This window comes from Micromonospora cathayae, from assembly GCF_028993575.1.
GTDB lineage: Bacteria > Actinomycetota > Actinomycetes > Mycobacteriales > Micromonosporaceae > Micromonospora > Micromonospora cathayae.
Genome location: NZ_CP118615.1, coordinates 6,489,675 through 6,516,600, shown reverse-complemented (window position 1 = coordinate 6,516,600; position 26,926 = coordinate 6,489,675). Strand labels below are relative to the sequence as shown.

The window sequence follows — 26,926 nt, the reverse complement described above, 5'->3', positions numbered from 1 at the left end:
GCCCGGGGGCGGACGCCGGTGCCGGTGCGGGGCCGACCGGTCCGTCCCGCGCCACCCGGACCCTGCTGCTCTGGTGCCCGGACTGGCCGGTGATCGCCGCCGAGATCGTCGACGGGGTGCCCGCCACCGGGCCGGTCGCCGTCCTGCACGCCAACCGGGTGGTCGCCTGCTCGGAACGAGCCCGGGCCGACGGGATCCGCCGGGGTCTGCGCAAACGGGAGGCGCAGGGACGCTGCCCCCGGTTGACCGTGGTCGAGTACGACCCCGCCCGGGACACCCGGGCCTTCGAGCCGGTGGTCGCCGCGGTCGAGCAGCTCGTCGCCGGGGTGGAGGTGGTCCGGCCCGGGGCCTGCGCGATGGCCGCCCGGGGGCCGGCCCGGTACCTGGGCGGCGAGGAGGCGGCAGCCGAGCAGATCATCGAACACGTCGCCCAGGCGTGCGCGGTGGAGAGCCAGGTCGGCATCGCGGACGGCGTGTTCGCCGCCGGGCTCGCCGCCCGCACCGGTCAGGTGGTGGCCCCGGGTGGCACGCCGGGATTCCTCGCCGACCTGCCGGTCGAGGCGCTCGGCCGGCCCGCCCTGGCCGACCTGCTACGTCGGCTCGGCATCCGTACGCTGGGCGACTTCGCCGCGCTCCCCGCCGGGGACGTACTGGCCCGCTTCGGGTTCGACGCGGCCCTGGCCCACCGGTTGGCCGCCGGACGGGACCATCGGCCGCTCGCCGTCCGCCGACCCCCGGCCGACCTGACCGTCACCGCCGACTACGACGAGCCGATCGACCGTGTCGACGCCGCCGCGTTCGCCGCCCGCACGCTGGCCGGGCGGCTGCACGACCGGCTGACCGGGTACGGCCTGGCCTGCACCCGGCTCGGGATCGAGGCGGTCACCGCGCACGGCCAGGAACTGCACCGGGTCTGGCGGCACGACGGGTTGCTCACCGCCACCGCCATCGCCGACCGGCTCCGCTGGCAGCTCGACGGTTGGCTCACCGGTGGCACCGGCCGTCCCGGTGGGCGCGCCTGGCCGAGCCGGCCGACCGCCGGCATCGTCCGGCTACGGCTGGTCCCGGACGGGGTGCTCGCCCAGGTCGGCCTGCAACCCGGGCTCTGGGGGGCCACCGGGGAGGAGCGGGAACGGGCGCACCGGGCGTTGAGCCGGGTGCAGGGCATCCTCGGGCCGGAGTCGGTGGTGACCGCGGTGCTCGGTGGCGGCCGGTCCCCCGCCGACCAGGTACGCCTGGTGCCGTGGGGTGACGAGCGCACCCCCGACCGTCCCGGCGACCCGCACTGGCCCGCCGCCGTCCCGCCGCCTGCCGAGACGGCTCCGCAGGGCACCGCCGCATCCCACCCGGACGACCGGCTGCGGTCCGGCCCGGGCGGTCCGGCGGTGGCCGGCTCCGGTGGTCCGGCGTTGCCCGGGTCTGGCGGTCCGGCGGTGGCCGGCTCCGGATCCGGCGGTCCGGCGTGGTCCGCGTCCGGTCCAGCGGTGGCGCGGGACGGCGGTCCGGCGCGGGCCGGGGCCGGCGGTCCGGCGGTGGCCGGGGACGGCGGTCCGGCGCGGGCCGGGGCCGGCGGTCCGGCGTGGTCCGGGGCAGGGCCCGGTGGTCCGGTACGGACGGGTTCCGGTCGGTCGACGCGGGTCGGTGCCGGCGGGCGGGCGGGGGCGTCGGTGGTGCCGCCGTGGCCCGGGCGGCTGCCGCCGCCCGCGCCGGCCGTGGTGCTGCCGGAGCCCTTGGCGGCGACCGTGCACGACGCGGCCGGTGAGCCGGTCGGGGTGAGCGCCCGGCTCCAGCTCACCGCGCCACCGGCCCGGTTGACCGTCGACACCGCCCGGCCGGTGGAGATCGTCGGCTGGGCCGGGCCGTGGCCGGTCGACGAGCGCTGGTGGGCGCCGGCCGAGGCCCGTCGGCGGGCCCGGTTCCAGATGCGGCTGGCCGACGGTACCGCCGTACTGCTGGCCGTCGAGTCCGGCTGCTGGCTGGTGGAGGCGATCTATGACTGAGCCCCGGGACCGTCGGACGGACCGTGGTGGATTCCGGCCCCTCCCGGGGCACGAGCCCACCACGATCGTCATGGGTGGCGGGATGGCCCGGTGAGTTTCCACAATCCGGGGGTGCCCTGGGGGGAGCTGGAACGGGTGCTCTCCGGCCGGCCGGCGAACGGTCGGCCGGGGGACGGCCGGACCGACGACGGACGGGCGGGGGAGCGGCGGCACCTGCACGTGGTGGAGCCGTCCACGGGGGATCCGTACGTGGTGGATCCCCTGGCGGTCGACGCCGACGGCGGTGACTCCCCGGCGTGGAGCCGCAGCCGTCAGCACTACACCGCCCCCGACCTGCCCCGCCCCGACGACGTGGTGCCCTACGCCGAGTTGCACGCGCACAGCAACTTCAGTTTCCTCGACGGGGCCAGCCACCCCGAGGAGTTGGCCGAGGAGGCGGCCCGGCTCGGGCTCACCGCGCTCGCCGTCACCGACCACGACGGCTTCTACGGGGTGGTCCGGTTCGCCGAGGCGGCCCGCGCCCTGCGGCTGCCCACCGTGGTCGGCGCGGAACTCTCCCTCGACCTGCCCGGCCCGCAGAACGGCGAACCGGACCCGTACGGGCGGCACCTGCTGCTGCTCGCGCACGGCCCCGAGGGGTACGCCCGGCTCGCCACCACCATCTCCCGCGCCCAGTTGCGCGGCGGCGAGAAGGGCCGCCCGGTCTACGGCGAGCTGGAACAGGTCGCCGAGGAACTGCGTGACCACGTGCTGGTGCTCACCGGCTGCCGCAAGGGGCACGTGCCGGCGGCGCTGCTCACCGATGGGGTGGACGCCGCCGCCCGGGAGCTGGACCGGTTGACCGCCCTGTTCGGGGCGGAGACGGTGGCGGTGGAACTGACCGACCACGGCCATCCGGTCGACGCCGACCGCAACGACGCCCTGACCGAGCTGGCCGCCGCCGCCGGCCTGCCCACCGTCGCCACCAACAACGTGCACTACGCCACGCCGGGGCGGCGTCGACTGGCGACCGCGCTGGCCGCCGTCCGGGCCCGGCGCAGCCTGGACGAGATCGACGGCTGGCTGCCCGCCGCCGGCACCGCGCACCTGCGCAGCGGGGCGGAGATGGCCGCCCGGTTCGCCGCCTACCCGGGCGCGGTGGCGCGGGCCGCCGAGTTCGGCCGGGAACTGGCGTTCGACCTGCAACTGGTCGCGCCGCGACTGCCGGCGTACCCGGTGCCGGCCGGGCACACCGAGATGAGCTGGCTGCGGCACCTGACCGCGCAGGGCGCGCGGGACCGCTACGGCCCGCCCGAGGCGCATCCCGAGGCGTACGCGCAGCTCGACCACGAGCTGGACATGATCGAGACGCTCGGGTTCCCCGGCTACTTCCTGGTGGTCTACGACATCGTCACGTTCTGCCGCCAGCAGGACATCTACTGCCAGGGGCGGGGTTCGGCGGCCAACTCGGCGGTCTGCTACGCGCTGCGGATCACCAACGTGGACGCCGTCCGGCACCGGCTGCTGTTCGAACGGTTCCTCGCCCCGGAACGCGACGGCCCACCCGACATCGACGTGGACATCGAGTCGGACCGGCGCGAGGAGGTCATCCAGCACGTCTACGCCCGGTACGGCCGGGAGCACACCGCCCAGGTCGCCAACGTCATCTCGTACCGGCCCCGGTCGGCGGTGCGGGACGTGGCGAAGGCGTTCGGTTTCTCACCCGGTCAGCAGGACGCCTGGAGCAAGCAGATCGACCGCTGGGGCACGGTCGCCACGGTGGACGTCGAGGGCATCCCCGAGCAGGTGGTGGCGTACGCCAACGAACTCCAGACCTTCCCCCGGCACCTGGGCATCCACTCCGGTGGCATGGTGATCTGCGACCGCCCGGTGATCGAGGTGTGCCCGGTGGAGTGGGGCCGGATGCCCGGCCGCAGCGTGCTCCAGTGGGACAAGGACGACTGCGCCGCGGTCGGTCTGGTCAAGTTCGACCTGCTCGGGCTGGGCATGCTGTCGGCCCTGCACTACGGGTACGACCTGATCGGGGAGAGCCTGGACCTGGGCGACATGTCGCTGGACGACCCCGAGGTGTACGACATGCTCTGCCGGGCCGACTCGGTGGGGGTGTTCCAGGTGGAGAGCCGCGCCCAGATGGCCACCCTGCCGAGGCTGAAGCCCCGCGAGTTCTACGACCTGGTGGTGGAGGTGGCGCTGATCCGGCCCGGCCCGATCCAGGGCGGCTCGGTGCACCCGTACATCCGGCGGCGCAACGGCCAGGAGCCGGTGACGTACCCGCACCCGTTGATGCGTAACGCGTTGGAGAAGACCCTCGGCGTGCCGCTGTTCCAGGAGCAGTTGATGCAGCTCGCCATCGACCTGGCCGGGTTCGACGCGGCCGGGGCGGACCAGTTGCGCCGGGCGATGGGGGCGAAACGGTCGGCGGAGCGGATGGCCCGGATCGCCGAGCGGCTGTACGCCGGGATGGCCGAACGGGGCATCACCGGTGAGCTGGCCGACGACGTCTACCGCAAGCTCTCCGCGTTCGCCAGCTACGGCTTCCCGGAGAGCCACGCGATGAGCTTCGCCTACCTGGTGTACGCCAGTTCCTGGTTGAAGCGTTACCACCCCGGCCCGTTCCTGGCCGCCCTGCTCAACGCCCAGCCGATGGGGTTCTACTCGCCGCAGACCCTGGTCGAGGACGCCCGCCGGCACGGGGTCGAGGTGCGCCGGCCGGACGTCAACGCCAGCGGCGCGAAGGCCACCCTGGAGTCCACCCCGGCCACCCGGTGGGGGAGCGCGCCGGGGGAGCCGCCGCACGCCTGGGGGCTGGGCGGTCCGGCGGTTCGGCTCGGACTGTCGGGGGTGCGTACCCTCGGCGACGGGCTGGCCGAGCGGATCGAGGCCGAGCGGGTGGCCCACGGGGCGTACCGGGACATGTCGGACCTGGCCCGGCGGGTCGGTCTGACCGCCGCCCAGCTCGAGGCGCTGGCCACCGCGGACGCCTTCGCCTGTTTCGGGCTGAGCCGGCGGCAGGCGCTGTGGGCGGCCGGCGCGGCGGCCCAGGACCGGCCCGGCCGGCTGCCCGGCACGGTGACCGGCGCGTCCGCCCCCACCCTGCCCGGGATGGACGCGGTGGACCGCCTGGTCGCCGACGTGTGGGCCACCGGGCTGTCCCCGGAGAGCCACCCGGCCCGGTTCCTGCGGGACCGGTTGGACGCGTTCGGCGCGGTACCGATCGCCCGGCTGGGGCGGGTCGAGCCGGGGCAGCGGGTCCGGGTCGGCGGGATCGTCACCCACCGGCAGCGACCGGCGACGGCCGGCGGGGTGACCTTCCTGAACCTGGAGGACGAGACCGGCATGCTCAACGTGACCTGTTCACCGGGGTTGTGGCAGCGCTACCGGCGGGTGGCGCGGACCAGCAGTGCCCTGGTGGTGCGGGGCATCCTGCACCGGCACGAGGGGGTGACCAGCCTGACCGCCGACCGGTTGGACGCGATCACCCCGCCGGTCACCCCGGCCTCCCGGGACTTCCGCTGACCGCTGGTGCGTCCATCGACCCAGGCCCCGCCCTGGCGCTACCTTCATCAACGGCCAACTGGTCGAGCGTCCAGCCGGTGTGGCCGGTAGCCACCCCGACAAGCCCCAGGGAGCGTCAAGCATGACCATCATCGACAAGATCGCGTGGATCCACCTGGAGAACGGCGCGATCCTCAGCTCCCGGTCGCGCGGCAAGGACGTCTACTACATCCCGGGCGGCAAGCGCGAACCAGGCGAAGGCGACCTCGACACCCTCGTCCGCGAGATCCAGGAAGAACTCAGCGTGGCCATCGCTCCCGACACCGTCGAGCACGTCGGAACCTTCCACGCCCAAGCCCATGGTCACCCCAACGGGACGATGGTTCGCATGACCTGCTACACCGCCGACTACCAAGGCGTCCTGCAGCCCAGCAGCGAGATCGAGGAGATGGCCTGGCTCACCCACGCCGACCGCCACCGGGTCTCCCCGGTCGACCAGATCATCTTCGATCACCTACACGAGACCGCGCGCATGCGCTGAGAAACGTCAACGGTGGAGCAGGCCCGCTGGCCGACGGCGACCGCCGCGCACCGGAGCCGGTTACCGTCCGGTGGTCAGCGGGTGTGGTCGCCGGGGCAGCGGCCGCCCGGGTCGACGGCTCCCATGATCCGCTGGCCGATGTCGCGCAGTTGTCGCTGCTGGGCCTTGGTGAGCGGGTCGAAGACCAGGCGGCGGACCTCGGCGACGTGGCCGGGTGCGGTGGCGACGACCTTGTCCCAGCCGGCGTCGGTGAGGGTGGCGAGGGTGTAGCGCCCGTCGGCGGGATCGGGTGTGCGCCGTACGTAGTCGCGCTTCTCCAGCTTGGCGACGACCTGCGACAGCCGGGACAGCGAGCCCTCGGTGAAGGCGGCCAGCCGGCTCATCCGCAGTGTCCGCTCGGGGGCCATCGACAGCCCGGACAGCACCTGGTACTCGAAGTGGCTGATTCCCGCGTCGCCCCGCAGTTGGGCGTCGAGCGCGCCGGGCAGCCGGATCATCACGCCGACCAGGGCTATCCAGGTCTGTTGCTGTTCCTCGTCCAGCCAGTGCGGCTCCCGGGTGTCCTCCATCCGTCGAGCATAACTTCACCGATGAAGTGACGCCGTTCTCGTTTTACTTGCGTCTTGAAGTAAAACCGAGCTAGCTTCACTCAACGCTTGAAGTCATCTAGTGGCCGGAGGGCCCTGTGGACATCGTTTTGTGGATCATCGCTGCTCTGCTGGCACTCGCCTTCCTCGGTGCCGGGATCATGAAGCTGTCGCAGTCCAAGGAGAAGCTGGCCGCCTCCGGGATGGCCTGGACCGAGGACTTCGGCGCGGGCACGATCAAGCTGATCGGCGCGCTGGAGGTGCTCGCCGCGATCGGGCTCGTCCTGCCCGCCGTGCTGGACATCGTGCCGGTGCTGGTCCCGCTCGCCGCGCTCGGCCTGGTCCTCGTCATGATCGGCGCGATCGTGGTGCACGCCCGCCGCCGGGAGACCCAGGCCATCGGCATCAACGTCGTCCTGCTGCTCCTCGCGGCCGTCGTGGCCTGGGGCAGGTTCGGCCCGTACGCCTTCTGACCGTCCCGGCACCCGGTCCGGACCGCGCCGCGCCGGAGGTCCGGCGGGACGCCCCGGACCGGGCCGCGCCGTAGGTCCCGGCGGGCTGCCCCGGACCGGGTCAGCCGGCGGCGGCGGCCAGGGCGACGCCGGCGCTGCCGATCAGCCCGACCAGCACGATCCGCCGGAACACCAGCGGACGGATCCGGTCGAAGACCAGGTTCCCCAGCCACCAGCCGAGCGGTACGGCCGGCAGCGCCACCAGGCTCAGCCACAGCACCTCGGCGTCGATCCGGCCGATGGCGGCGAAGCCGGCCAGCCCGACCAGGCCGATCCCGCTGAAGATCGCCGCCAGGGTGGCCCGGAAGGTGCGCGGGTCGTACCCGAGGGAGTGGAAGGCGGCGACCAGCGGCGGACCGTTGGTGCCGGTGGCGGCGGTGAGCACGCCGACCAGCACCCCGACCGCGCCGATGCCGAGCGGCCCGGTACGCAGCCGCGCCCCGGACGCCACCAGCGCGACACAGCCCAGCACCACGACCGCGATCAGCACGCTGAGCACGTCCTCCGCGACGGTGGCGAGGACGAGCAGGCCGACCGGGAGGCCGAGCAGGGCGGTGCCGGTCAGTGAGCCGGCCACCCGCCACCGGACGTGGGCGCGGTCCCGGAGGGCGGCGGTCACGGTCAGCCCGATGTCGGTCAGCGCCGTCACCACGACCGCCGTCCGGGGGTCCGTCGCCATGGTGAACAGCGGGACGGTGACCAGCGCGTACCCGAACCCGCTCACCGTCTGGGCGAACGCGCCGAGCAGCACGATGCCGAACGCGACGATCGTCAACAGCACCCGCCGAGCCTGACGGCATCGACAGTGATCGAGCAATGCCTTGTGGGAAAAGTCAGCCGAAAAGGTAGGGATAGCATCCGACCGAAGAGTTTGAAATCCGGCAGGACCGGAGAGATTCAGAACCGTTTCGGCTACCACGAGGGGGACCAGTGACGATCCGCCATGGCGGGCTCGCGAACGACCGACGGACCCGGCTGGGTGCCGGCTGGGTGCCGAGCCACCACGTCGAACCGCGCGAATACCAGGTCACCGAGGGGTCGGTGGCTAACGCGCGACGGGCGCAGGTGGAGGAGGAAGGACCGGCGGCCGGGGATTCGTGACCCCCGCCGCCCCGTCCGCGTGCGAGGCGGCGGGCTTCCTGACGCCAGGGATACCGGAAGGGGCCCTCCTCACACCACCGGCGGCGTGGGCGTGACTAGGCTCGACCGGGTGGAGCAGACACGAAGCCGGTTCACCGGGCCGCCGCTGACCCCCCGTACCGCCGTGATCTGGTCGGTGCTCCGCGCCGAGCTGGACCGCCGCGGCGACGCGGAGCTGACCGTACTGGACGTCGGCGGCGGCACCGGCGGGTTCGCCGTACCGCTCGCGCAGGCCGGGCACCGGGTGACCGTGGTCGACGCCAGCCCGGACGCGCTCGCCGCGCTGACCCGCCGCGCCGCCGAGGCCGGGGTCGGCGACCGGGTGCACGCGGTGCAGGGCGACGGGGACGCGCTCGCCGGCCTGGTCGAGCCGGGCAGCGTCGACCTGGTGCTCTGCCACGCCGTACTGGAGGTGGTGGACGACCCCACGCCGGTGGTCGAGGCCCTGGTCACCGCGCTGCGTCCCGGCGGTGCGGCGAGCGTGCTGGTCGCCGGGCGGGCCGCCGCCGTGCTCGGCCGGGCGATGAACGGCAACCTCGGCTCCGCCGCCACCCTCGCCGCCGACCCGGCCGGCAGCACCGGCCCCCGGGACACCCTGCGCCGCCGGTACGACGCCGAGCGCGCCGCCACGCTGCTGCGCGCCGCCGGGCTCACCGTCGAGGAGATCCACGGGGTACGCGTCCTCGCCGACCTGCTCCCGGCGGCCGTCGCCGACGGGGCACCGGCCGCCCTGCTGGAGCTGGAACGGGCCCTCGCCGCCCAGCCGCCGTACCGGGACCTCGCCGCCCAACTGCACCTGTTCGCCCGCCGCCCGACGGGGAACCAGGGGGCCGGACCCGTCCCGCCGTCGGTATGACCGGCCCGCTGGAACCGGTCGCCCCCCGGTACGGCGGCGGCAGCCTGGCCGACGTGCTGCCCAGCGCGCTGGCCGTGCTCGGGGTGCCCGGCAGCCCCGACCCGCTCGGTCTCACCGCCGAGCTGGACGGGATCCGCCGGGTCGCGGTGCTGCTCGTCGACGGCCTCGGCTGGTATCAGATCCCCACCGCCCGGCCGTACGCGCCGACGCTGTTCGGGCTGACCAGCCTGCTCGGCCGGCGGCTCACCGCCGGTTTCCCGTCCACCACCCCGACCAGCCTGGTCAGTCTGGGCACCGGGGTCGCGCCGGGCGCGCACGGGGTGCTCGGCTTCAAGGTGCGGGTGCCGGAGACCGACCGGGTGCTCAGCCACATCGAGTGGTCCGCCGACCCGGAGCCGCTGCGCTGGCAGCCGGTCCCCACCCAGCTCGAACGGGCCCGCGCGGCCGGCGTGACGGTGACCGTGGTGAGCCGGCCCGAGTACGCCGGCAGCGGCCTGACCGTGGCCGCGAACCGGGGCGGCGACTACCGGGGCGCGGCCAGCGGCGACGCGGTCGCCACCGAGCTGCTCGCCGCGCTCGCCGCCGGGGACGGCCCCACCCTGGTCTCCGGGTACCACCCCGACCTGGACCGGCAGGGCCACCTGCACGGGGTCGACTCGGACCCGTGGCGGGTCGCCGCGACCGAGGTGGACGGGCTGCTGGCCCGCCTGGTCGACGGGCTGCCCGGCGACGCCGCCCTGCTGGTCACCGCCGACCACGGGCAGCTCAACGTCCCCGACGACCACCGCATCGACCTGGACGCCGACGCGCGGCTGCGGGCCGGGGTACGGGTGGTGGCCGGCGAACCCCGGGTCCGGTACCTGCACGTCGCGCCGGGTGCCCGCGACGACGTGGTGGCGGCCTGGTCGGCGGTGCTCGGCGACGCGGCCCGGGTGCTCACCCGGGAGGAGGCGGTGGCGACCGGCTGGTTCGGGCCGGTGCCCGAGGACCACCTGGCCCGCATCGGGGACGTGGTGGTGGTCTGCCGGGCCGACTGGGCGGTGGTGGCGACCCGATCGGAGCGGCCCATCGAGTCGCGGCTGGTGGCCTACCACGGTGCGGACACCGCCACCGAGATGACCATCCCACTGCTGGTGGTGCGGGGCTGACCGTCGTACCCGGGGGATAGCCTGCCGGGGTGGGACGCAGCCAGTCGTTGCCGCGCGGCGGTGACCCGCGCTTCGGCCCCGACGCCGACGACACCGACTGCCCGATCCTGCACGTCGACATGGACGCGTTCTACGCCTCCGTCGAGGTGCGCCGCCGGCCCGAGCTGCGCGGCAGGCCGGTGGTGGTCGGCGGCGTCGGGCCGCGCGGGGTGGTCTCCTCGGCCAGCTACCCCGCCCGCCGGTACGGCGTCCGCAGCGCGATGCCGACGGCACGGGCCCGCGCCCTGTGCCCGCACGCGGTCTTCCTTCCCCCGGACCCGGCCGCCTACCGGGCCGCGTCCGAGGCGGTGATGCGGATCTTCCGGGACGTCACTCCGCTGGTCGAGCCGCTCTCGCTGGACGAGGCGTTCCTCGACGTGGCGGGGGCCCGGCGGCTGTTCGGCCGGCCCGCCGAGATCGCCCGCACGATCCGCGAGCGGATCGTGCGGGAACAGCAGCTGACCTGCTCGGTGGGGGTGGCCCCGACCAAGTTCGTGGCGAAGCTGGGCTCCACCCGGGCCAAACCGGACGGCCTGCTGGTGGTCCCCGCCACCCGGGTGCTGGAGTTCCTGCACCCGCTGCCGGTGGACGCCCTGTGGGGGGTCGGCGAGCGCTCCGCCGAGACCCTGCGCCGGCTGGGCCTGACCACCATCGGTGACCTCGCCGAGGCGCCGCCGGGCATGCTCCGCCGGGCGGTGGGCGAGGCCGCCGCCGCGCACCTGCGCGAACTGGCCCACGGGCGGGACCCCCGCCGGGTCAGCCCCGAGCAGGTGGAGAAGTCGATCGGGGCGGAGGTCACCTTCGACACCGACGTCGCCGACCCGCAGCAGATCCGCCGGGCCCTGCTCGCCCTGGCCGACAAGGTCGGCGTCCGGTTGCGCCGGGCCGGTCAGGTCGGCCGTACGGTGTCGCTGAAGGTCCGGCTGGCCGACTTCACCACGCTCAGCCGGTCCCGCACCCTGGGTAACCCCACCGACGTGGCCCGGGAGATGTTCGACACCGTCTGGGCGCTCTACGCCGCGCTCGCCCCCGGGCAACCCGTCCGTCTGGTCGGGGTACGCGCCGAGGGGCTCAGCGACGCCGGCGCGACACCCCGGCAGTTGGCCCTGGGCGCGCCGGAGCACGGTTGGCGGGAGGCGGAGGCCGCCGCGGACGCCGCGGCTGCCCGATTCGGGCGGTCCGTCATAGGTCCGGCAAGTCTTCTGGAGTGCCGTGACGGCCGTCGACCCGAAAATCCACCCCGGCCATAGGTCGTCCCGCTTTCCGACGCGCGAGGCCCCTCGTAGACTGGCGGGTAAGCAGCCGGTTGGCTGCCACGGTCTGTCGGTCCGAGCGGGCCGACCAACGTGACCGGGGAGGAGTGCCGTGCCGCTCTCGGAGCACGAGCAGCGGCTGTTCGAGCAGATCGAGCGGTCGCTTGCCGAGGACCCCAAATTCGCCTCGGCCGTGCGCGCCAGCGACCCGCGTTTCCATGCGCGGCGTCGTCTGCTCGTCGCTGCCGGCGTGATCATCGCTGGCCTGGCCCTGTTGGTCTACGGTGCGGTGATCAAGACTCCGCCGCTCGCGGTGGCGGGTTTCGTCGTGATGCTGGCCTCGGCGGCCTTCGCGGTGCAGTCGCACCGCCGGGCGCAGTCACCCGACCTGCACGTGGTCGGTGGCACCACCGCCAGTGGTGGCGGCGGCGGTCGCCGTCGTCCCCGTGGTGGTGGGGGGCGCAGCGGCCGGAAGTCGTCGCTGTTCGACCGGCTGGAGGACCGCTGGCGGCAACGCCCGGAAGGGCACCGCTGACCAGCCACTGACGCGGGCGACGCGCCCGGTGCCGCCGGTCCCGGCCCTCGGGCGGGGACCGGCGGCCGGTCGCGTTTTCCCGCTGCCCGCTGCCCGCTGCCCGCTGCCCGCTGCCCGCTGCCCGACGTCCCGCGTCGGCGCGCGCCTGCGCCCTGCGGGTACCGTTCAGCGGCCGCCGGGCCGGGTGCTGTCCGTGATCTGACGCCGCCGGTTCGCCGCTCCGGCCGGCCCCGCCTCCCGGCGCGGCACCAGTCCCGGGGCAGCCGAGAAGCGAGGACGCCCGGCCGACCGACCCGTCCAGGCGGGTGGATCGACCGGGCGTCGTCCCGGGCGTACGGATCAGCGGGCCGGGCGACCCGCCAGCAACCGTCGGGGGTTCCAGCGCAGCAGCCGGCTCCGGACCCGGCCGGTGGCCGTCACCAGTCGGGTCGAGGTGTCGGTGACGGTGTTCCGCCACCGCAGCAGGACCGACGGTGGCAGCGTGGCCGCGATGATCCGGGTCCGCCGGTCGGCCCGCGCCCCCAGGGCCCGTCGGATGGCCCCGAGCGCCGGATACAGCTCCCCGCCGGCCATCGGGTCCCGGGCGTACCGGGCCCGCTCCTCCGCCCGGCCGAGCAGCCGGACCGCCGTGGCGGCCGGATCGTCCCCGGTCAGGGTCTCCCGGACCAGCCGGTCCGCGGTCGCCCGGGGGGTTTCCGTCCGGTCCACCCGTACCCGGTAGTCCAGCAGGGTGTCGAGCAGCTCGTCCCAGGCGGCGTGCGCCTGCGCGCGGGCCCGGTCGGCGTCCGCGCCGACCACCGTCATCCGGCCGGCCGCCCCGGCCGGACCGGCCGGACCGACCACCGCCGGGGTGACCGGTGCGGCGGCCACCGGGGTGCCCCGCCGGCGGCGCAGCGCCAACCGGCGCAGCGCCGGCACCGCGAGCAGTACCAGCAGGGCCAGCCCGCCCACCGTCCACCACGGCCAGACCGGAGCCTGCTCCACCGGGCCACCGGTCTGCGGGAGCACGCCCTCGTCGATGTTGCGGTTCGGGTCGTCCGGCCCGGCCGGCCCGGCCGACGGGTCGGTCGCGTCCGGTGCCGTGCTGGTGCCGGGCACCGGGGTGACCGGGTCCGGCGCGTCGTTGTCCGGCGCCCAGTCCGGGCGGGCGTTGCCCGGCACCCCGTACGCCGGGGTGGCGTCGAAGGGCACCCAGCCGATGTCGTCGAAGTACACCTCGGTCCAGGCGTGCAGGTTCCGGTTGGTCAGCACGTAGCTGCCCTCGTCCTGGCTGGTGCCGTTGGTGAAGCCGAACGCCACCCGGGCCGGGATGCCGGCCGCCCGGACCAGCCAGGCCATCGCGGCGGCGTACTGCTGGCAGAAGCCGACCTTGTTGGTGAGGAAGTCGACGATGTCCTTGCCGCTGGTGCCGCCCTCGGTCCGCAGCGAGTAGCTGAACCCGTTCTTCACCGAGAAGTGCTCGTAGATCGCCCGGACCCGGTCGTAGTCGGTGTCCCGGCCGCTGATCAGCTCCTCGACCAACGCGTCCACCTCGGGGGCCGCCGGGGTGTCGGTGAACTGCTGCACCATCGGGTCGGTGGCGGACAGCGGGTCGGCCCGGCGCAGCAGCTCCGGGGTGTAGAGGGACCGCACGTAGTCGAACTCGTAGCGCTTGCCCCGCGAGTTGTCCCGGTTGGAGAAGACGACCTGCTGGTTCGAGTCGTAGAGCCAGCCGCCACCCAACCCCTGGATGCGGACCGGATCGGCGTAGACCGGCATCAGCGGCATGTCGAGGGTGCGGGTGACCTCCACGGTGGCCCGGTACTGCTGCTGCCGGACGCCGGCGGGGATCCCCTCGGTCGGGTCGGGCAGGTCCCGGGTGACCGACCGGCCGGCCGGGCCGCGTACCCCGAAGCCGTTCTCCCGCAGGACGTCGGCGACCCCGAAGCGCAGGTAGAACGGGTCCGGCTCGTTGGTGGTCACCTTGACCAGGTCGGCCACCTCGTTCTGGTTGAGCTGGCCCTTCAGCCCGGCGAACAGGTCCACCCGGCCGGGACCGCCACCGATGCCGTTGCCTCCGCTGCCGGTGCCACCCGACGATTGCAGCCGGTCCAGCAGGCCACCGGTCATGCCGGGCACGGCCAACGGCAGCAGTACCGCGGCCACCACCCCGACCACCGCCAGCCGGCGGCCGGCGCTGGCCAGCGGGGACGACTCCCACACGTCGACGTCGCGGCCGTCACCGGTGAACCGGCGGCCGAACCGGCGTACCCGGTCGATGTTGTCGCTGACCAGCAGCCAGAGGTAACCGGCCGCGCCGATCACGAACGGCACCGGGGGGACGCTGTCGACGTAGACGGCCACCGGGACCGAGTAGATGGCGAGCATCGGCAGCCCGGCCAGGGCCGGCCGGCGCAGCCCCACCGCGAGCACGTCGACCACCACCGCCACCGAGCCGACGCCCAGCACCGTGATGAACAGCAGCGGGTCGGTGTCGGGCACCTTCACCCCGTACGACCGCATGTCCTGCACCGAGCCGCTGGTCAGCTCGCCGAAGTGCGCGATGGTGGCCGGGGTGGGCAGGACGGCGGCCAGTTCGCCGCCGCTGGGGAACATCCAGGTCAACGCGAGCAGCAGCCCGGCCACCATGCCGAGCACCTGACCCCACAGCGGGGCCCGCACCATCCGCAGCAGCGCGGCCACCCCGGCCACCACCGCCACCGCGATGGTCGCCTGCACCAGCCACGTCCAGCGTTGGAAGATGGCCGACAGCGGCGCGGCGGCGAGCAGCGTGGCCACCGCCGCCACCAGGCCGAGACCCCGGTTCGCGATCACTCGTCCCCCCTCACTTCACGCCACCGGCCACCGTCTCGGCCAACGCGGCCCGCATGGCGAAGCCCTGCGAACCCCGGGCCGCCTGCGGCCAGAGCGCCGGAAGCTGGCTGCCGTGGTCGACCCCGATCACCCGCCAGCCGCCCTGCAACAGGGCGAGCGCGGCGGCGGCGTGCGCCTGCTCCGCCTCGGCCCGCGCCCGGTCGGGCAGGCTCAACCAGGTCGAACTGTCCAGCAGGAAGGCCACACAGGTGGCCCCGTTGCCACGCAGCGCGGCCAGCAACTCGGCCTCGGCGGTGCTCAACGAGCCGAGCAGCGCGATGATCAGACCGCCGTCGGCGCGCTGGCGTACCCGCTCCACCAGCGAGGCCAGCTCGCCCCGCTGCTCCAGCCGGACCTCGGCGAGATGGTCGAGGACCACGCCGTCCCCGGCGGCCTCGGCCGCGTCCACGTCCGCCCCGGAGCCGGTGACCAGGCGCAGCTTGTAGCCGGCCTGCCGCAGGTGCACGGTGATGCTCGCGGCGGCCGACACCGCCCACTCGAAGCTCGCCGTCGGCCCGTCACCCCGGTGCCCGTACGCGCGGGTGTCCAGCACCACCGTGGCCCGGCTCTCCCACGGCTGCTCCTCCCGGCGCACCATCAGCTCCCCGGTGCGGGCGGTGGACTTCCAGTGCACCCGGCGCAGGTCGTCACCCATCCGGTACTCCCGGGTCGCCGCGTCGTCCTCGCCGTGCACCGCCACCGAGCGGGCCCGGCTGTCGCCGCTGCCGGCGTACTCGCCGGGGAGCCGGATCGACGGCAGCGGCGTGACCTGCGGGATGACGGTGAGCCGGTCGGTGCTGGGGAAGGCCCGGCTCAGCTCGCAGAGCCCGAACGGGTCGGTCATCCGCACCCCGAGCGGGCCCACGTCGTACCGGCCGCGCACGTCGGCGCGGACCGTGTACGCCACCGAACTGGCCTGGTACCCGCCGAGGCGTTCCAGCACCACCCGGGGTCGGCTGCCCAGCGCGTACGGCAGCCGGTCCTCCAGCAGCAGCGTGCCGGTGGGCAGCCGGGACATGTTCTGCAACCGCAGCACCACCCGGGAACTGGCCCCGACCGGCGCGCGGTGCGGGTCCAGCGAGCGTACGCAGGCCAGCTTGTAGCGGCTGCGGCCGACGTAGGCGGCGGCGAGCAGCGGCAGCACGGCCAGCAGCACCGCCACCCGGAGCAGGTCCCGCTCGCCGAGGATCAGGGCCGAGATCGCCGCGGCCACCGCGGCGGCCAGGAACGACCGGCCCCGGGTGGTCAGCCCGCGCAGCCCGTCACGCACGCCTCACCGCCGGGGCTCGTACGCGGAGCGGCCGTTCTCGCCGGTCGGGCGGGTGTCGTAGGGGGAGCGTTTGCGTTCGTTCGGCACCGGGAGCCGGTGCACCAGGTCGGAGACGATCGCGTCGGTGGTCCGCCGGGCCAGCTGCGCGTCGGCGGTCGGGATGATCCGGTGCGCGAGCACCGGCACCGCGAGCGCCTGGAGGTCGTCGGGGAGGACGTAGTCCCGGCCCTCCAGGGCGGCCACCGCGCGGGCGGTGCGCAGCAGTTGCAGGGTGGCCCGGGGGGACGCGCCCAGCCGCAGGTCGGGGGCCTCGCGGGTGGCGGTGACCAGGTCGATCGCGTACTGCTTGACGGCGTCGGCGACGTGCACCTCGCGGACCGTGGCGATGAGCTGCCGGACGATCGCCGCGTCGGAGACCGGCCGCAGCTCGTGCAGCGGGTCGACGGCGCCGTGTCCGTCCAGCATGGCCAGCTCGGCCTCCGGGCCGGGGTAGCCCATCGCGATCCGCGCGGTGAACCGGTCGCGCTGCGCCTCCGGCAGGGGGTACGTCCCCTCCATCTCGATCGGGTTCTGGGTGGCGATCACCATGAACGGCGTCTGGAGCTGGTACGTGACGCCGTCGACGGTGACCTGCCGCTCCTCCATGCACTCCAGCAGCGCGGACTGGGTCTTCGGCGAGGCCCGGTTGATCTCGTCACCGACGACCAGGTTGGCGAAGACCGCGCCCGGCCGGAACTCGAAGTCGTGGGTCTCCTGGTTGTAGACGCTGACCCCGGTCACGTCACTGGGCAGCAGGTCAGGAGTGAACTGGATGCGGCGTACCGAGCAGTCGATCGAGCGGGCCATGGCCTTGGCGAGCTTGGTCTTGCCGACCCCGGGGACGTCCTCGATGAGCAGGTGCCCCTCGGCGAGCAGGACCGCCAGGGCCAGCCGTACGGTGGCCTTCTTGCCCTCGATGACCTGCTCGATGTTGGCCACGATGGCCTCGCTGGCGGCGCGGAACTCGTCGTGCGGCAGCACGCCGCCCACCTCGTCCCAGGTCTGTTGTGTCAACGGGCCTCCTCCTCGTCGCCTGGACGGCAGCTCTGTAGAAGAGCACCTGGACCCGCCGTTGGGTTCGCGACGTCGAGCCTCGTATGCCGCAGGAAATAACTGGTATCTCAGGCTAACCATGTTTCCCGGCAACGCCGAACGCCGCAGGTAGACGGTCGGTTACGCACCGAATAACCGTCTGCTGGGTGATCTGGGGGGTTCGGCCCGGCGCGACTCCCGGCCACCCCCGGGCCGTGCCCGGATGCCGGCCGGGGGCCGTGGGGCCCGGGGCGGCAATACTGCGAGCGCCGGGCCCGGCCCGAGGCGGTACACTGCCGGTCATGGCCGGATTCTTCCTGCTCCTTACCGGGCCGTGCTGATGCGCTGACGCGCGACAGCACGGCGGCCCCTCCTGCGCGAGGGGCTTTTTTGTGCCCTGAGCAGGACCACAGCTGTTTTCCGGACCTGACGCGCCCACCGCGGGCGACGTCACCAGCACGGCCGAGGCGTCGGCCCACCCGGCGCGCCTGGCGCCGCCCGCCGGGACCACGGCGGCCACGAGCGAAGCGAGGAGACGCCATGACTGAGGCAGCCGCCAGCGACATCCCCCCGTACCGGTACACCGCGGCCCTGGCCGGCGAGATCGAACAACGCTGGCAGGACACCTGGGCCCGGGAGGGCACCTTCCACGCGCCCAACCCGACCGGGCCGCTGGCCGACCCGACGCACCCGCGCTCGGGCGCGGAGAAGCTGTACGTGCTGGACATGTTCCCGTACCCGTCCGGGGCGGGCCTGCACGTCGGGCACCCGCTGGGCTACATCGGCACCGACTGCTTCGCCCGGTACCAGCGGATGGCCGGGCGCAACGTGCTGCACGCGATGGGCTTCGACGCGTTCGGCCTGCCCGCCGAGCAGTACGCGGTGCAGACCGGCACCCACCCGCGTACCACCACCGAGGCGAACATCGAGCGGTACAAGGCCCAGCTGAGCCGGCTGGGGCTGGCCCACGACGACCGCCGCTCGGTGGCGACCATCGACACCGACTTCTACCGCTGGACCCAGTGGATCTTCCTGCAGGTCTTCAACTCCTGGTACGACCCGCAGGCGGGTAGGGCCCGGCCGGTCGCCGAGCTGGTCGCCGAGTACGCCGCCGGCACCCGGCCCACCCCGGACGGCCGCCCCTGGGCCGAGCTGACCGCTGCCGAGCAGCGCGCCGCCGTCGACGACCAGCGGCTGGCGTACGTCTCGCAGGCCCCGGTGAACTGGTGCCCCGGCCTGGGCACCGTGCTGGCGAACGAGGAGGTCACCGCCGACGGCCGCTCCGAGCGCGGCAACTTCCCGGTCTTCAAGCGCAACCTGAAGCAGTGGATGATGCGGATCACCGCGTACGCCGACCGGCTGGTCGACGACCTGGACACCCTGGACTGGCCCGAGCCGATCAAGCTGATGCAGCGCAACTGGATCGGCCGGTCCACCGGGGCGCACATCGACTTCGCCACCGACCGGGAACCGATCCGGGTCTTCACCACCCGACCGGACACCATCTTCGGCGCCACCTACATGGTGCTGGCCCCCGAGCACGAGCTGGTCGACGCGCTGGTCCCGGCCGCCTGGCCGGCCGGCACGAAGGACGCCTGGACCGGCGGGCACGCCAGCCCGCGCGCCGCCGTCGAGGCGTACCGGAAGGCGGCGGCGGCCAAGACCGACGTGGAACGGCAGGCCGACGCGAAGGAGAAGACCGGCGTCTTCGTCGGCGCGTACGCCACCAACCCGGTCACCGACGCGCAGATCCCGATCTTCATCGCCGACTACGTGCTGGCCGGCTACGGCACCGGCGCGATCATGGCGGTGCCGGCCCAGGACGAGCGGGACTGGGCCTTCGCCGAGGCGTTCGACCTGCCCATCGTCCGCACCGTGCAGCCGGCCGACGGCTTCGACGGGAAGGCGTACACCGGGGACGGCCCGGCGATCAACAGCGCCGCGCCCGACCGCGGCCTGGACCTGGACGGCCTGGGGGTCGCCGACGCCAAGGCGGCGATCATCGCCTGGCTGGAGGCCAACGGCCACGGCACCGGCGCGACCACCTACCGGCTGCGGGACTGGCTGTTCAGCCGGCAGCGGTACTGGGGCGAGCCGTTCCCGATCGTCTACGACGAGCACGGGACCGCGATCGCGCTGCCCGAGTCGATGCTGCCGGTCGAACTGCCCGAGGTGGCCGACTTCGCCCCGAAGACGTTCGACCCGGACGACGCCGACAGCAACCCGGAGACCCCGCTGTCGCGCCGCCGGGACTGGGTGGAGGTCGAACTGGACCTGGGTGACGGCCCCAAGCGGTACACCCGGGAGACCAACGTGATGCCGCAGTGGGCCGGCTCCTGCTGGTACGAGCTGCGCTACCTGGACCCGACCAACACCGACCGGTTCGTCGACCCGGCCAACGAGGCGTACTGGATGGGGCCGCGCGGCGAGGGCGACTGCGGCGGCACCGACCTGTACGTCGGCGGCGCCGAGCACGCCGTGCTGCACCTGCTGTACGCCCGGTTCTGGCACAAGGTGCTGTACGACCTGGGGCACGTGTCGTCGTTCGAGCCGTTCCGGAAGCTGTTCAACCAGGGCTACATCCAGGCGTACGCCTACCGCGACTCCCGGGGCACGCCGGTGCCGGCGGAGGAGGTCGTCGAGCGCGACGGCCGGTACTTCCACGGCGAGGCCGAGGTGCGCCGCGAGTACGGCAAGATGGGCAAGTCGCTCAAGAACGTGGTCACCCCGGACGAGATGTGCGCGACGTACGGCGCGGACACCTTCCGGGTGTACGAGATGTCGATGGGCCCGCTGGAGGTGTCCCGCCCCTGGGAGACCCGGGCGGTCGTCGGCTCGTACCGCTTCCTGCAACGGGTCTGGCGCACCGTGGTCGACGAGACCACCGGCGCGCTGCGGGTCACCGACGACCCGGCCGACGAGGCCACCCGCCGGCTGCTGCACAAGGTGATCGACGGGGTCCGCGCCGACATGGAGGCGATCCGGTTCAACACCGCCATCGCCAAGCTGATCGAGCTGACCAACGGGCTGACCCGGCTGGCCGCCACCCCACGTGAGGTGGCCGAGCCGCTGGTGCTGATGCTGGCCCCGTTCGCCCCGCACGTCGCCGAGGAACTGTGGCAGCGGCTGGGCCACCCCGGCTCGCTGGCGTACGCGGACTTCCCGGTCGCCGACCCGGCCCTGCTGGTCGCCGAGACGGTCACCTACCCGGTGCAGGTCAACGGCAAGGTGAAGGGCCGGATCGAGGTGCCCGCCGACGCCGCCGAGGAGACCGTACGCGCCGCCGCGCTGGAGGCGGTCGCCGGCGTACTGGCCGGCAAGGAGCCGCGCAAGGTGATCGTGGTGAAGGGACGGATGGTCTCCGTCGTCGCCTGACCGGTACGCCGGGGCACCCGCTGGCCGGGTGCCCCGGTGTACCGCCGTCAGCCGCCGAGCAGGGCGGTTTCGGTGGCGTGGCGGTGGGTGCCCAGCCAGGCGTGCCAGGCCCGGACGGTGTCGACCACGCCGAGGGCGCGCAGCCGCAGCATCGCCGGCTCGCCCCGGTCCGCCCCGGCGTCGATGCCCCGCCAGGTGCCGTCGAGCTGCGCCAGCATCACGTCGACCAGTTCGGTACGGGGCAGTGGTGCCGCGTACCCGTCGCAGAGCACCCGGGCCCGTCGGCCCAGTTCCGCCGGGTCGGCTCCGGCACCCAGGTCGGCCCAGTGCCAGGCGGCGAAGGCGACGTCCTCGATCCGGCGGCCCGGACCGGCGAGGTCCCAGTCCAGGAACGCCACCGGAAGCAGGCCGGTACCGGTGTCCCGGTAGACGGTGTTCTTCGGGGACAGGTCGCGGTGGCAGACGGTCTCCGCGTCGCCGGCCAGCCCGGTGCCGGCGCAGGCGTCGTGCAGCCCGCGCAGCAGCCGGGCCAACGCGGTCAGCGCCGGGTCCGCGCGGGTCGCCGGGTCGGCCGGTTCCCGCCACGGCACGTGCCCGGCGAGGAAGCCCAGCACCTGCCGGCCCCGCCCGTCGGTGCCGAGGAACCGGGGCGCGCCCGGGTACCCGACCCGCTCGAGGTGTTCCAGCAGCGCCTCGACGTACGCCGCCCGGGGCGGTCGGACCCGGCGGACGGTGTCACCGACCCGGCGCACCTCGGTGACGAACCCGCCGTCGAGCCGTTCCCCGTCGGTCATCCGGCCCTCCCCGGTGCCGCTGCCGCCACCCGGCCCGTCGGTCATCCGGCCGCCTGCTCGCCGGGGCCGGTACGCCGGTCCCGGCGTCGTTGCCGTTCGGCCCGCCACCAGGACCGGATCAGCACCGCGCTGGCGATCAGCCCGAGCGCGGCCGGGGCGGTGGCGAGCCAGTTCACCTCGCCGGGGCTGCTGGCCGCCGCGCCGACCGCCGCGTAGCCGAACGCGGTGGGGGCGGAGGCGAGCAGGCTGCCGGTCAGGAACGGCAGCAGCCGCGCGCCGGTGGTGCCGTAGCCGTAGCTGACCAGGCCGAACCCGGCGATCGGCAGCAGCCGGACGGTCATCACCCCGAACACGCTCTGCCGGGCGAACCAGCTGTCCAGCCGGGCCAGCCGCCCCCGGGTCCGTTCGGCGACGAACTCCCGGCCCAGCACCCGCCCGACGGCGAAGCCGAGCGCCGCCGCGAGCAGGGCCGCGCCGAGCGCGTACGCGGCCCCTTCGAGCGCGCCGAACAGCGCGCCCGAGGCGAGGGTGACGAAGGTTCGGGGCACCAGGGCGACCAGCAGCACCGCCCCGCCGACGACACCGGCCACCGGGGCCAGCGCGCCGAGCCGGTCGGCCCGCTGCGGCAGCTCGGCCAGCTCCGGGCGGGGCACCAGGAGCACCACCAGGCTGAGCCCGCCGAGCAGGAGCAGCAGGGACGCGAAGCGGACGGCCGACCGCTGCGCGAGCAGCCGCCGGACCGCCGCGATCATGCCCGGGCGGCGGCCACCGCGGCCCGGCGTTCGGCGCGCAGCCGGTCCGGCCAGGTGTCGTCCAGCGGGGGAAGCTGGTGCGCCCCGGTCGCCCACCGCAGCAGCAGGTCGGCCAGGGCCGGGTTGCGGGCCAGCGCCGGGCCGTGCGAGTACGTGCCGAGCAGCTTGCCCCGCCAGGCCCCCTCGGTCTGCCCGTCGTTGCCGACCCCGGCGGTGACCCGGGCCAGCGGCGCGACGCCCGGCCCCAGGTGGGTACGGCCGCCGTGGTTCTCGAACCCGCTCAGCGCCGGCACCCCCAGCCGCGGGTCGATGTCCCCGGCCAGCTCGCCGACGGCCCGGGACGGCCCCCGGTCGGAGTGCAGGTCGAGCAGTTCGAGGCCCTGGCACATGGTGCCCTTGGCGAAGAACGACCGGCCGAGCAGCTGGTATCCGGCGCAGACGCCGAAGACCACCGAGCCCTGGGCGACCGCGCGGTGCAGGCCGCCGTCGGCGAGCAGCCGCTGCGCGCCGAGCGCCTGCGGGCCGTCCTCGCCGCCGCCGATGAGGTAGATGTCGGCGGCGGTGGGCAGCCGCTGGTCGGAGCGGACCTCGAGCACCTCGACCGGCATCCCGCGCTGCATCGCCCGGCGGGCCAGGATCAGCAGGTTGCCCCGGTCGCCGTAGGTGGAGAGCAGGTCGGGGTAGATCCAGACGATACGCAGGCTCTCAGTTGACACGGTCCAACTCCGCTCGGATGTCCTGGAAGGCGGTGTAATTGGCGATGACCTCCAGCCGGCCCGGGGGCACGTTGCGGACCGCCTCGCCGAACGACCGGACGTGCTGGAACGGCACGTCGTTGACGTCGAGCCGGACGGCCAGGTCGTAGGCCCGGTCGCCGGTGATCAGCACCTGCCGGCCGCGCAGCGGGGCGAAGTCGACGTCGAACAGCCAGGAGGTGTCCAGCCCGTCGGGGTCGCGGGCGTTGATGGAGAGCAGTGTGGGGGCCAGGTCGGCCATGTCGAACGCCTCCAGCCAGCTGGCGGGGTTCTTCGCCAGCAGCAGCCGGATGTTGCGGCCCTCCCGGTCGACCTGGGCGTACCGGCCGGCGACCGAGGTGACCGAGCCGAGCCGGGACACCGCGTCGACCGGGCGGACGCCGAACTCGGCGGCCACCGCCAGGGCGGTGGCGGCGTTGCCGATGTTCACCTTGCCGGGCAGCTGGAGCACGATCTTGTGCCAGGCGCCGGTCGGGTCCACCACGCCGTCGTCCTCGACCACCCAGTGCGGCTGCGGCCGGCGCAGCGGGCAGCCGGAGCACCACCACTGCTCACCGGAGCGCTGGATCGCCGAGCCGCACTCCGGGCAGACCCAGGAGTCGTCGTGCCACCGCTGCCCGGCGCTGAACCAGGTCACGTGGGGCGGGGTGATCCGGTGGTCGTGCGAGGCGGGTGGGGTGGCCGCCCAGACCACCATCGGGTCGTCGGCGTTGGCGACCACCCGCAGCTCCGGGTGCCGCACCAGGGCGGCCCGCCAGAGCTGGGCCATCATGGCGACCTCCTTGGCCCGGTCGAGCTGGTCGCGGGAGAGGTTGAGCAGCGCCACCACGTGCGGGTCGGTGGCCTCCATGACCTGGGCCAGGTAGTGCTCGTCGACCTCCAGCACCGCGTACGGGGTGCTGCCGGCCTTGGCCAGCGCCGAGGTGTGGCCGGTCGGCATGTTCGCGCCGAACGAGTTGGTGGCGACGGTGCCGAGCACGCCGACCGCCGCGGCGGCGAGCCGGGTGGTGGTGGTCTTGCCGTTGGTGCCGGAGATCAGGGCGATGGCGCGCCCGGCCGAGAGGTGGGCCAGCAGGTCCGGGTCGATCTTCAGGCCGATCCATCCGCCGATCACCGAACCGTCCCCGCGGCCCGCGGCCCGCGACAGTGCCGCGGCCGTACGGGACACGGAGCTGGCCACCTTTGCCCGTAAGGGCATCTTCGCGTCCGTCACGCGAGCGAGGTTACCGGACCGGTCGGTCGGTCAGACCGCCGCCGACGGCGAACCGTTCGGGCGGGTGCGTCCGCCGGCCGGCGGCGGGCCGGCCGCCGCCCGGCGTGGGATGCCGCGCCGGGCGGTCGATTCATGATCACCCGGATGGAGTCGATCTATGTCGGAAAACGGACGCGGGTGGCGGGTCGCTGTCGCCCTCCACTTCGCTCCACCCCGTCTGACGTGCGGTTTTGCTGTCCAGAATGGCGCGCCGCGCGGGCGATTCTGGTTGCAGGTGGAGGGAAGTGGAGTAGAGTGGGGCCCAATGGTGAGGCCGGGAGGGCCCCACCGGCCCGGGGGGTCAGCGGTGCCGCGAACGCCGCTCAAGGGCGAGGGGGTTGGGCCGTGTTCCTCGGCACCCACACCCCACGCCTGGACGACAAAGGCCGGTTGATCCTTCCGGCGAAGTTCCGGGACGGACTGGCGGGGGGTGTCGTGATCACCAAAGGGCAGGAGCGCTGCCTGTACGTCTTCCCGACGCCGGAGTTCGAGCGGATCGCCGACCAGCTGCGTCAGCAACCGATGACGCACAAGGCCGCGCGGGCGTACAGCCGGGTCTTCTTCGCCAGTGCCCACGACGAGGTCCCCGACAAGCAGGGCCGCGTCACCATCCCGGCCCACCTGCGTGCCTACGCCGCGCTCGACCGCGATCTCGTGGTGATCGGCGCGAGCACCCGGGTGGAGATCTGGGACCGGACGGCCTGGGACGCCTACCTCGCGGAGAGCGAGGAGGAGTTCGCGGACATCTCCGAGGGGGTGCTGCCCGGCGGTCTGTAGGGCGTGCCGACGCCCGACGTACTGCGAGATCTCCAGCCGCTTCGCGTTCCTGGCACCCCTTCCCCGGTGCCAGGGGCACGATCCGGTCTCTCCGAGCCGCGGTCGGGGAGCGGGCGGGAGCGGATGGGGATCTGGCGGTACGACGGGGCGTCGTGCGGCGACAGACAACATGAGAGAGAAGGTTCATCCAGTGGGGGTCGACATGGGGGAGCTACGCGGCACGCACGTGCCGGTGCTGCTCGAGCGGTGTCTCGAGTTGCTGGCCCCCGCGCTGGGCCGGGGGGAACGCACGGTCCACGTCGACGCCACGCTGGGGCTGGGCGGGCACGCCGAGGCGGTCCTCGAGACACATCCGCGCACCGTCCTGATCGGCCTCGACCGGGACACCGAGGCCCTGGCGCACGCCCGGGTCCGGCTGGCCCGGTTCGCCGACCGGATCCACCTCGAGCACGCCGTCTACGACGAACTGCCCGAGGTGCTGGCGCGGCTGGGCTATCCGGCGGTCGACGGGGTCCTGTTCGACCTGGGGGTCTCCTCGCTGCAACTGGACGAACCCGACCGCGGGTTCGCCTACGCGCAGGACGCCCCGCTGGACATGCGGATGGACCAGACCCGGGGGGTGACCGCCGAGGAGGTGGTCAACACCTACCCCCATCCGGACCTCACCCGGCTGTTGCGGGTGTACGGCGAGGAGAAGTTCGCCGGCCGGGTCGCCTCGGCGATCATCCGGGAGCGGGAGCGGGTCCGGATCACCTCGTCGGCCCGGCTCGCCGAGCTGGTCCGGGAGGCGATCCCGGCCCCGGCCCGACGAACGGGCGGACACCCGGCAAAGAGAACGTTTCAGGCTTTACGGATCGAGGTAAACAGGGAACTGGCAGTGCTGGAGACAGCGCTGCCGGCCGCGCTCGACAAGCTCACCGTGGGTGGCCGCATGGTCGTCCTGTCCTACCACTCGCTGGAGGACAGGCTGACCAAGGCGGCGCTCGCCGACCGGGTCCGCAGTAGGGGCCCGATCGACCTCCCGGTCGAACTGCCCGGTACCGGCCCGACGTTCCGGCTGCTCAGCCGGGGCGCGGAGCTGCCCGGGGAGGCGGAGGTCACGGCGAACCCACGGGCCGCGTCGGTGCGGCTACGTGCCGCGGAGCGGATCGACCCGGACGCGGAACAGCCGGGGCGGGCCGGACGCGAACGGTACCGCCGCCGGTGAGGGCGACGCACCAGGGGGTGGGGTTGACCGGGGGTTCCACAGTGGACCCCGGCCGACCCCGGACGACGGCACGGCGACGGACGACGAAGAGGGGGAGGGATCATGAACGTCAACAAGCGCGACCGCCGGGACTTCGCCGGCGCGGGGCAGCGTACACCGCGGTCGGGGGGCCGGACCGCGGCGGCGCGCACCACGACGGTCGGGGCCGGCAGCACCGGGCCGGACCGGGCCCAGCGGCAGGGTGACACCCGGGCCCGGGGGGCGCGTGAGTTCCCGACCCAGGGCAGCGCCGCGCTGCGGCCGGCGCAGCGGCCCGCCACCGACGCCCGCCCGGCCGGGCCGCGGCTGCGGGTGGCCCCGCCGCCGCCGGTCTCGGTGCCCCGCGCGCCGTTCGTCGGCCTGATCCTGGTCCTGGTGGTCGGTGGGGTGCTCGGCATCCTGCTGGTCAACACCAAGATCAACGAGAACTCCTTCCGGCTGGAGAAGCTCCAGCAGCAGCAGGCCAAGCTCGACGTCGACCAGCAGCAGCTCGAGAAGCGGATCGCCGAGCACGAGGCGCCGGGCAACCTCACCGCCAACGCCCGCAAGCTGGGCCTGGTCGAGTCGGACCAGCCGGCCTTCATCCAGCTGCCCGACGGCAAGGTGATCGGGGTGCCCCGTCCGGCGGACGGGCAGCCGGCGATCACCAGCCAGCAGGGCGCGGGCGGCTGACCC

General features: G+C 74.2%; 20 protein-coding genes and 1 pseudogene. 12 read left to right on the top strand and 9 right to left on the bottom strand.

Translation table 11 applies throughout. The annotated features are described in order from the left end of the window. Positions 1-62 precede the first annotated feature (62 nt). The 3 genes from PVK37_RS28600 (at position 63) to PVK37_RS28590 (ending at position 6,036) form a co-directional block, all read left to right on the top strand. Positions 63-2,000: a Y-family DNA polymerase gene (locus PVK37_RS28600; protein WP_275035261.1), complete on the top strand. Its 1,938-nt coding sequence runs from the start codon at positions 63-65 to the stop codon at positions 1,998-2,000. Positions 2,001-2,090: 90 nt separating this feature from the next. Then, complete coding sequence (locus PVK37_RS28595; protein ID WP_275030923.1) at positions 2,091-5,516, top strand: error-prone DNA polymerase; 3,426 nt, start codon at positions 2,091-2,093, stop codon at positions 5,514-5,516. A 121-nt stretch (positions 5,517-5,637) separates the two neighbouring features. Then, entirely contained in the window at positions 5,638-6,036 is a 399-nt protein-coding gene (locus tag PVK37_RS28590) for an NUDIX hydrolase (RefSeq protein WP_275030922.1), read from the top strand. A gap of 74 nt (positions 6,037-6,110) precedes the next feature. Here PVK37_RS28590 and PVK37_RS28585 read toward each other — a convergent pair whose 3' ends face one another. Further along, on the bottom strand, positions 6,111-6,605 hold the full coding sequence (locus PVK37_RS28585) for a MarR family winged helix-turn-helix transcriptional regulator (protein WP_275030921.1): 495 nt from the start codon (positions 6,603-6,605) through the stop codon (positions 6,111-6,113). A gap of 116 nt (positions 6,606-6,721) precedes the next feature. On the opposite strand from PVK37_RS28585, the gene PVK37_RS28580 reads away from it, so the two are divergent. Further along, a complete protein-coding gene (locus PVK37_RS28580; protein ID WP_275030920.1) occupies positions 6,722-7,096 on the top strand; it encodes a DoxX family protein in 375 nt (124 codons plus the stop codon). A gap of 100 nt (positions 7,097-7,196) precedes the next feature. On the opposite strand, the gene PVK37_RS28575 is transcribed toward PVK37_RS28580, so the two are convergent. Next, a complete protein-coding gene (locus tag PVK37_RS28575; RefSeq protein WP_275030919.1) occupies positions 7,197-7,916 on the bottom strand; it encodes a sulfite exporter TauE/SafE family protein in 720 nt (239 codons plus the stop codon). A gap of 411 nt (positions 7,917-8,327) precedes the next feature. Between PVK37_RS28575 and PVK37_RS28570 the strand changes: the two genes are divergently transcribed. The 4 genes from PVK37_RS28570 to PVK37_RS28555 all read left to right on the top strand — a co-directional run bounded on the left by PVK37_RS28570 (position 8,328) and on the right by PVK37_RS28555 (position 12,106). Further along, positions 8,328-9,131, top strand: a complete 804-nt coding sequence (locus tag PVK37_RS28570) for a methyltransferase domain-containing protein (RefSeq protein ID WP_275035260.1) — start codon at positions 8,328-8,330, stop codon at positions 9,129-9,131. After that, positions 9,128-10,279 carry an alkaline phosphatase family protein gene (locus PVK37_RS28565; protein ID WP_275030918.1) on the top strand — a complete coding sequence of 384 codons (1,152 nt, stop codon included), beginning with the start codon at positions 9,128-9,130 and terminating at the stop codon, positions 10,277-10,279. Before PVK37_RS28570 ends, PVK37_RS28565 begins: the two co-directional genes overlap by 4 nt. 29 nt (positions 10,280-10,308) lie before the next feature. Further along, a complete protein-coding gene (locus tag PVK37_RS28560; RefSeq protein ID WP_275030917.1) occupies positions 10,309-11,568 on the top strand; it encodes a DNA polymerase IV in 1,260 nt (419 codons plus the stop codon). Between the two features lie 115 nt (positions 11,569-11,683). Next, the gene (locus PVK37_RS28555) at positions 11,684-12,106 is read left to right on the top strand and encodes a DUF3040 domain-containing protein (RefSeq protein ID WP_275030916.1); all 423 of its coding nucleotides are present in this window, start codon (positions 11,684-11,686) and stop codon (positions 12,104-12,106) included. 339 nt (positions 12,107-12,445) lie between these two features. Here PVK37_RS28555 and PVK37_RS28550 read toward each other — a convergent pair whose 3' ends face one another. Genes PVK37_RS28550 through PVK37_RS28540 form a run of 3 tightly spaced genes read right to left on the bottom strand, consistent with a single transcriptional unit; the run spans position 12,446 to position 17,282 of the window. Next, the gene (locus PVK37_RS28550; RefSeq protein WP_275030915.1) at positions 12,446-14,920 is read right to left on the bottom strand and encodes a transglutaminase TgpA family protein; all 2,475 of its coding nucleotides are present in this window, start codon (positions 14,918-14,920) and stop codon (positions 12,446-12,448) included. A 10-nt stretch (positions 14,921-14,930) separates the two neighbouring features. Then, on the bottom strand, positions 14,931-16,229 hold the full coding sequence (locus tag PVK37_RS28545; protein WP_275030914.1) for a DUF58 domain-containing protein: 1,299 nt from the start codon (positions 16,227-16,229) through the stop codon (positions 14,931-14,933). A gap of 3 nt (positions 16,230-16,232) precedes the next feature. After that, complete coding sequence (locus PVK37_RS28540; RefSeq protein ID WP_275030913.1) at positions 16,233-17,282, bottom strand: AAA family ATPase; 1,050 nt, start codon at positions 17,280-17,282, stop codon at positions 16,233-16,235. A gap of 558 nt (positions 17,283-17,840) precedes the next feature. On the opposite strand from PVK37_RS28540, the gene leuS reads away from it, so the two are divergent. Then, positions 17,841-20,675 (top strand): leucine--tRNA ligase, encoded by a 2,835-nt coding sequence (gene leuS, locus PVK37_RS28535; RefSeq protein ID WP_275030912.1) that lies wholly within the window; start codon positions 17,841-17,843, stop codon positions 20,673-20,675. Between the two features lie 47 nt (positions 20,676-20,722). Here leuS and PVK37_RS28530 read toward each other — a convergent pair whose 3' ends face one another. The 4 genes from PVK37_RS28530 to PVK37_RS28515 are packed head-to-tail and all read right to left on the bottom strand — an operon-like array spanning position 20,723 to position 24,174. Beyond that, positions 20,723-21,514 carry a phosphotransferase gene (locus PVK37_RS28530; RefSeq protein ID WP_275030911.1) on the bottom strand — a complete coding sequence of 264 codons (792 nt, stop codon included), beginning with the start codon at positions 21,512-21,514 and terminating at the stop codon, positions 20,723-20,725. Beyond that, complete coding sequence (locus PVK37_RS28525) at positions 21,511-22,221, bottom strand: TVP38/TMEM64 family protein (protein WP_275030910.1); 711 nt, start codon at positions 22,219-22,221, stop codon at positions 21,511-21,513. Before PVK37_RS28525 ends, PVK37_RS28530 begins: the two co-directional genes overlap by 4 nt. After that, complete coding sequence (locus PVK37_RS28520; RefSeq protein ID WP_275030909.1) at positions 22,218-22,937, bottom strand: type 1 glutamine amidotransferase; 720 nt, start codon at positions 22,935-22,937, stop codon at positions 22,218-22,220. The genes PVK37_RS28525 and PVK37_RS28520 overlap by 4 nt, the downstream gene beginning before the upstream one ends. Next, positions 22,927-24,174: a MurT ligase domain-containing protein gene (locus PVK37_RS28515; protein ID WP_275035259.1), complete on the bottom strand. Its 1,248-nt coding sequence runs from the start codon at positions 24,172-24,174 to the stop codon at positions 22,927-22,929. Before PVK37_RS28515 ends, PVK37_RS28520 begins: the two co-directional genes overlap by 11 nt. A 399-nt stretch (positions 24,175-24,573) precedes the next feature. Between PVK37_RS28515 and mraZ the strand changes: the two genes are divergently transcribed. The 3 genes and pseudogenes from mraZ to ftsL all read left to right on the top strand — a co-directional run bounded on the left by mraZ (position 24,574) and on the right by ftsL (position 26,923). Beyond that, complete coding sequence (gene mraZ / locus PVK37_RS28510; RefSeq protein ID WP_275030908.1) at positions 24,574-25,005, top strand: division/cell wall cluster transcriptional repressor MraZ; 432 nt, start codon at positions 24,574-24,576, stop codon at positions 25,003-25,005. A 202-nt stretch (positions 25,006-25,207) separates the two neighbouring features. Continuing rightward, positions 25,208-26,318, top strand: a pseudogene (gene rsmH, locus PVK37_RS28505) (16S rRNA (cytosine(1402)-N(4))-methyltransferase RsmH). Then, complete coding sequence (gene ftsL / locus PVK37_RS28500) at positions 26,315-26,923, top strand: cell division protein FtsL (protein WP_275030907.1); 609 nt, start codon at positions 26,315-26,317, stop codon at positions 26,921-26,923. The pseudogene rsmH and the gene ftsL overlap by 4 nt, the downstream one beginning before the upstream one ends. Positions 26,924-26,926 lie beyond the last annotated feature (3 nt).

Bases quoted from the DNA above. Each gene is read 5' to 3' on its own strand.
- PVK37_RS28590 (WP_275030922.1), top strand. From the start codon at position 5,638: ATGACCATCATCGACAAGATCGCGTGGATCCACCTGGAGAACGGCGCG.
- PVK37_RS28585 (WP_275030921.1), bottom strand. From the start codon at position 6,605: ATGGAGGACACCCGGGAGCCGCACTGGCTGGACGAGGAACAGCAACAG.
- PVK37_RS28565 (WP_275030918.1), top strand. From the start codon at position 9,128: ATGACCGGCCCGCTGGAACCGGTCGCCCCCCGGTACGGCGGCGGCAGC.
- leuS (WP_275030912.1), top strand. From the start codon at position 17,841: ATGACTGAGGCAGCCGCCAGCGACATCCCCCCGTACCGGTACACCGCG.
- PVK37_RS28530 (WP_275030911.1), bottom strand. From the start codon at position 21,514: ATGACCGACGGGCCGGGTGGCGGCAGCGGCACCGGGGAGGGCCGGATG.
- PVK37_RS28525 (WP_275030910.1), bottom strand. From the start codon at position 22,221: ATGATCGCGGCGGTCCGGCGGCTGCTCGCGCAGCGGTCGGCCGTCCGC.
- PVK37_RS28515 (WP_275035259.1), bottom strand. From the start codon at position 24,174: ATGCCCTTACGGGCAAAGGTGGCCAGCTCCGTGTCCCGTACGGCCGCG.
- ftsL (WP_275030907.1), top strand. From the start codon at position 26,315: ATGAACGTCAACAAGCGCGACCGCCGGGACTTCGCCGGCGCGGGGCAG.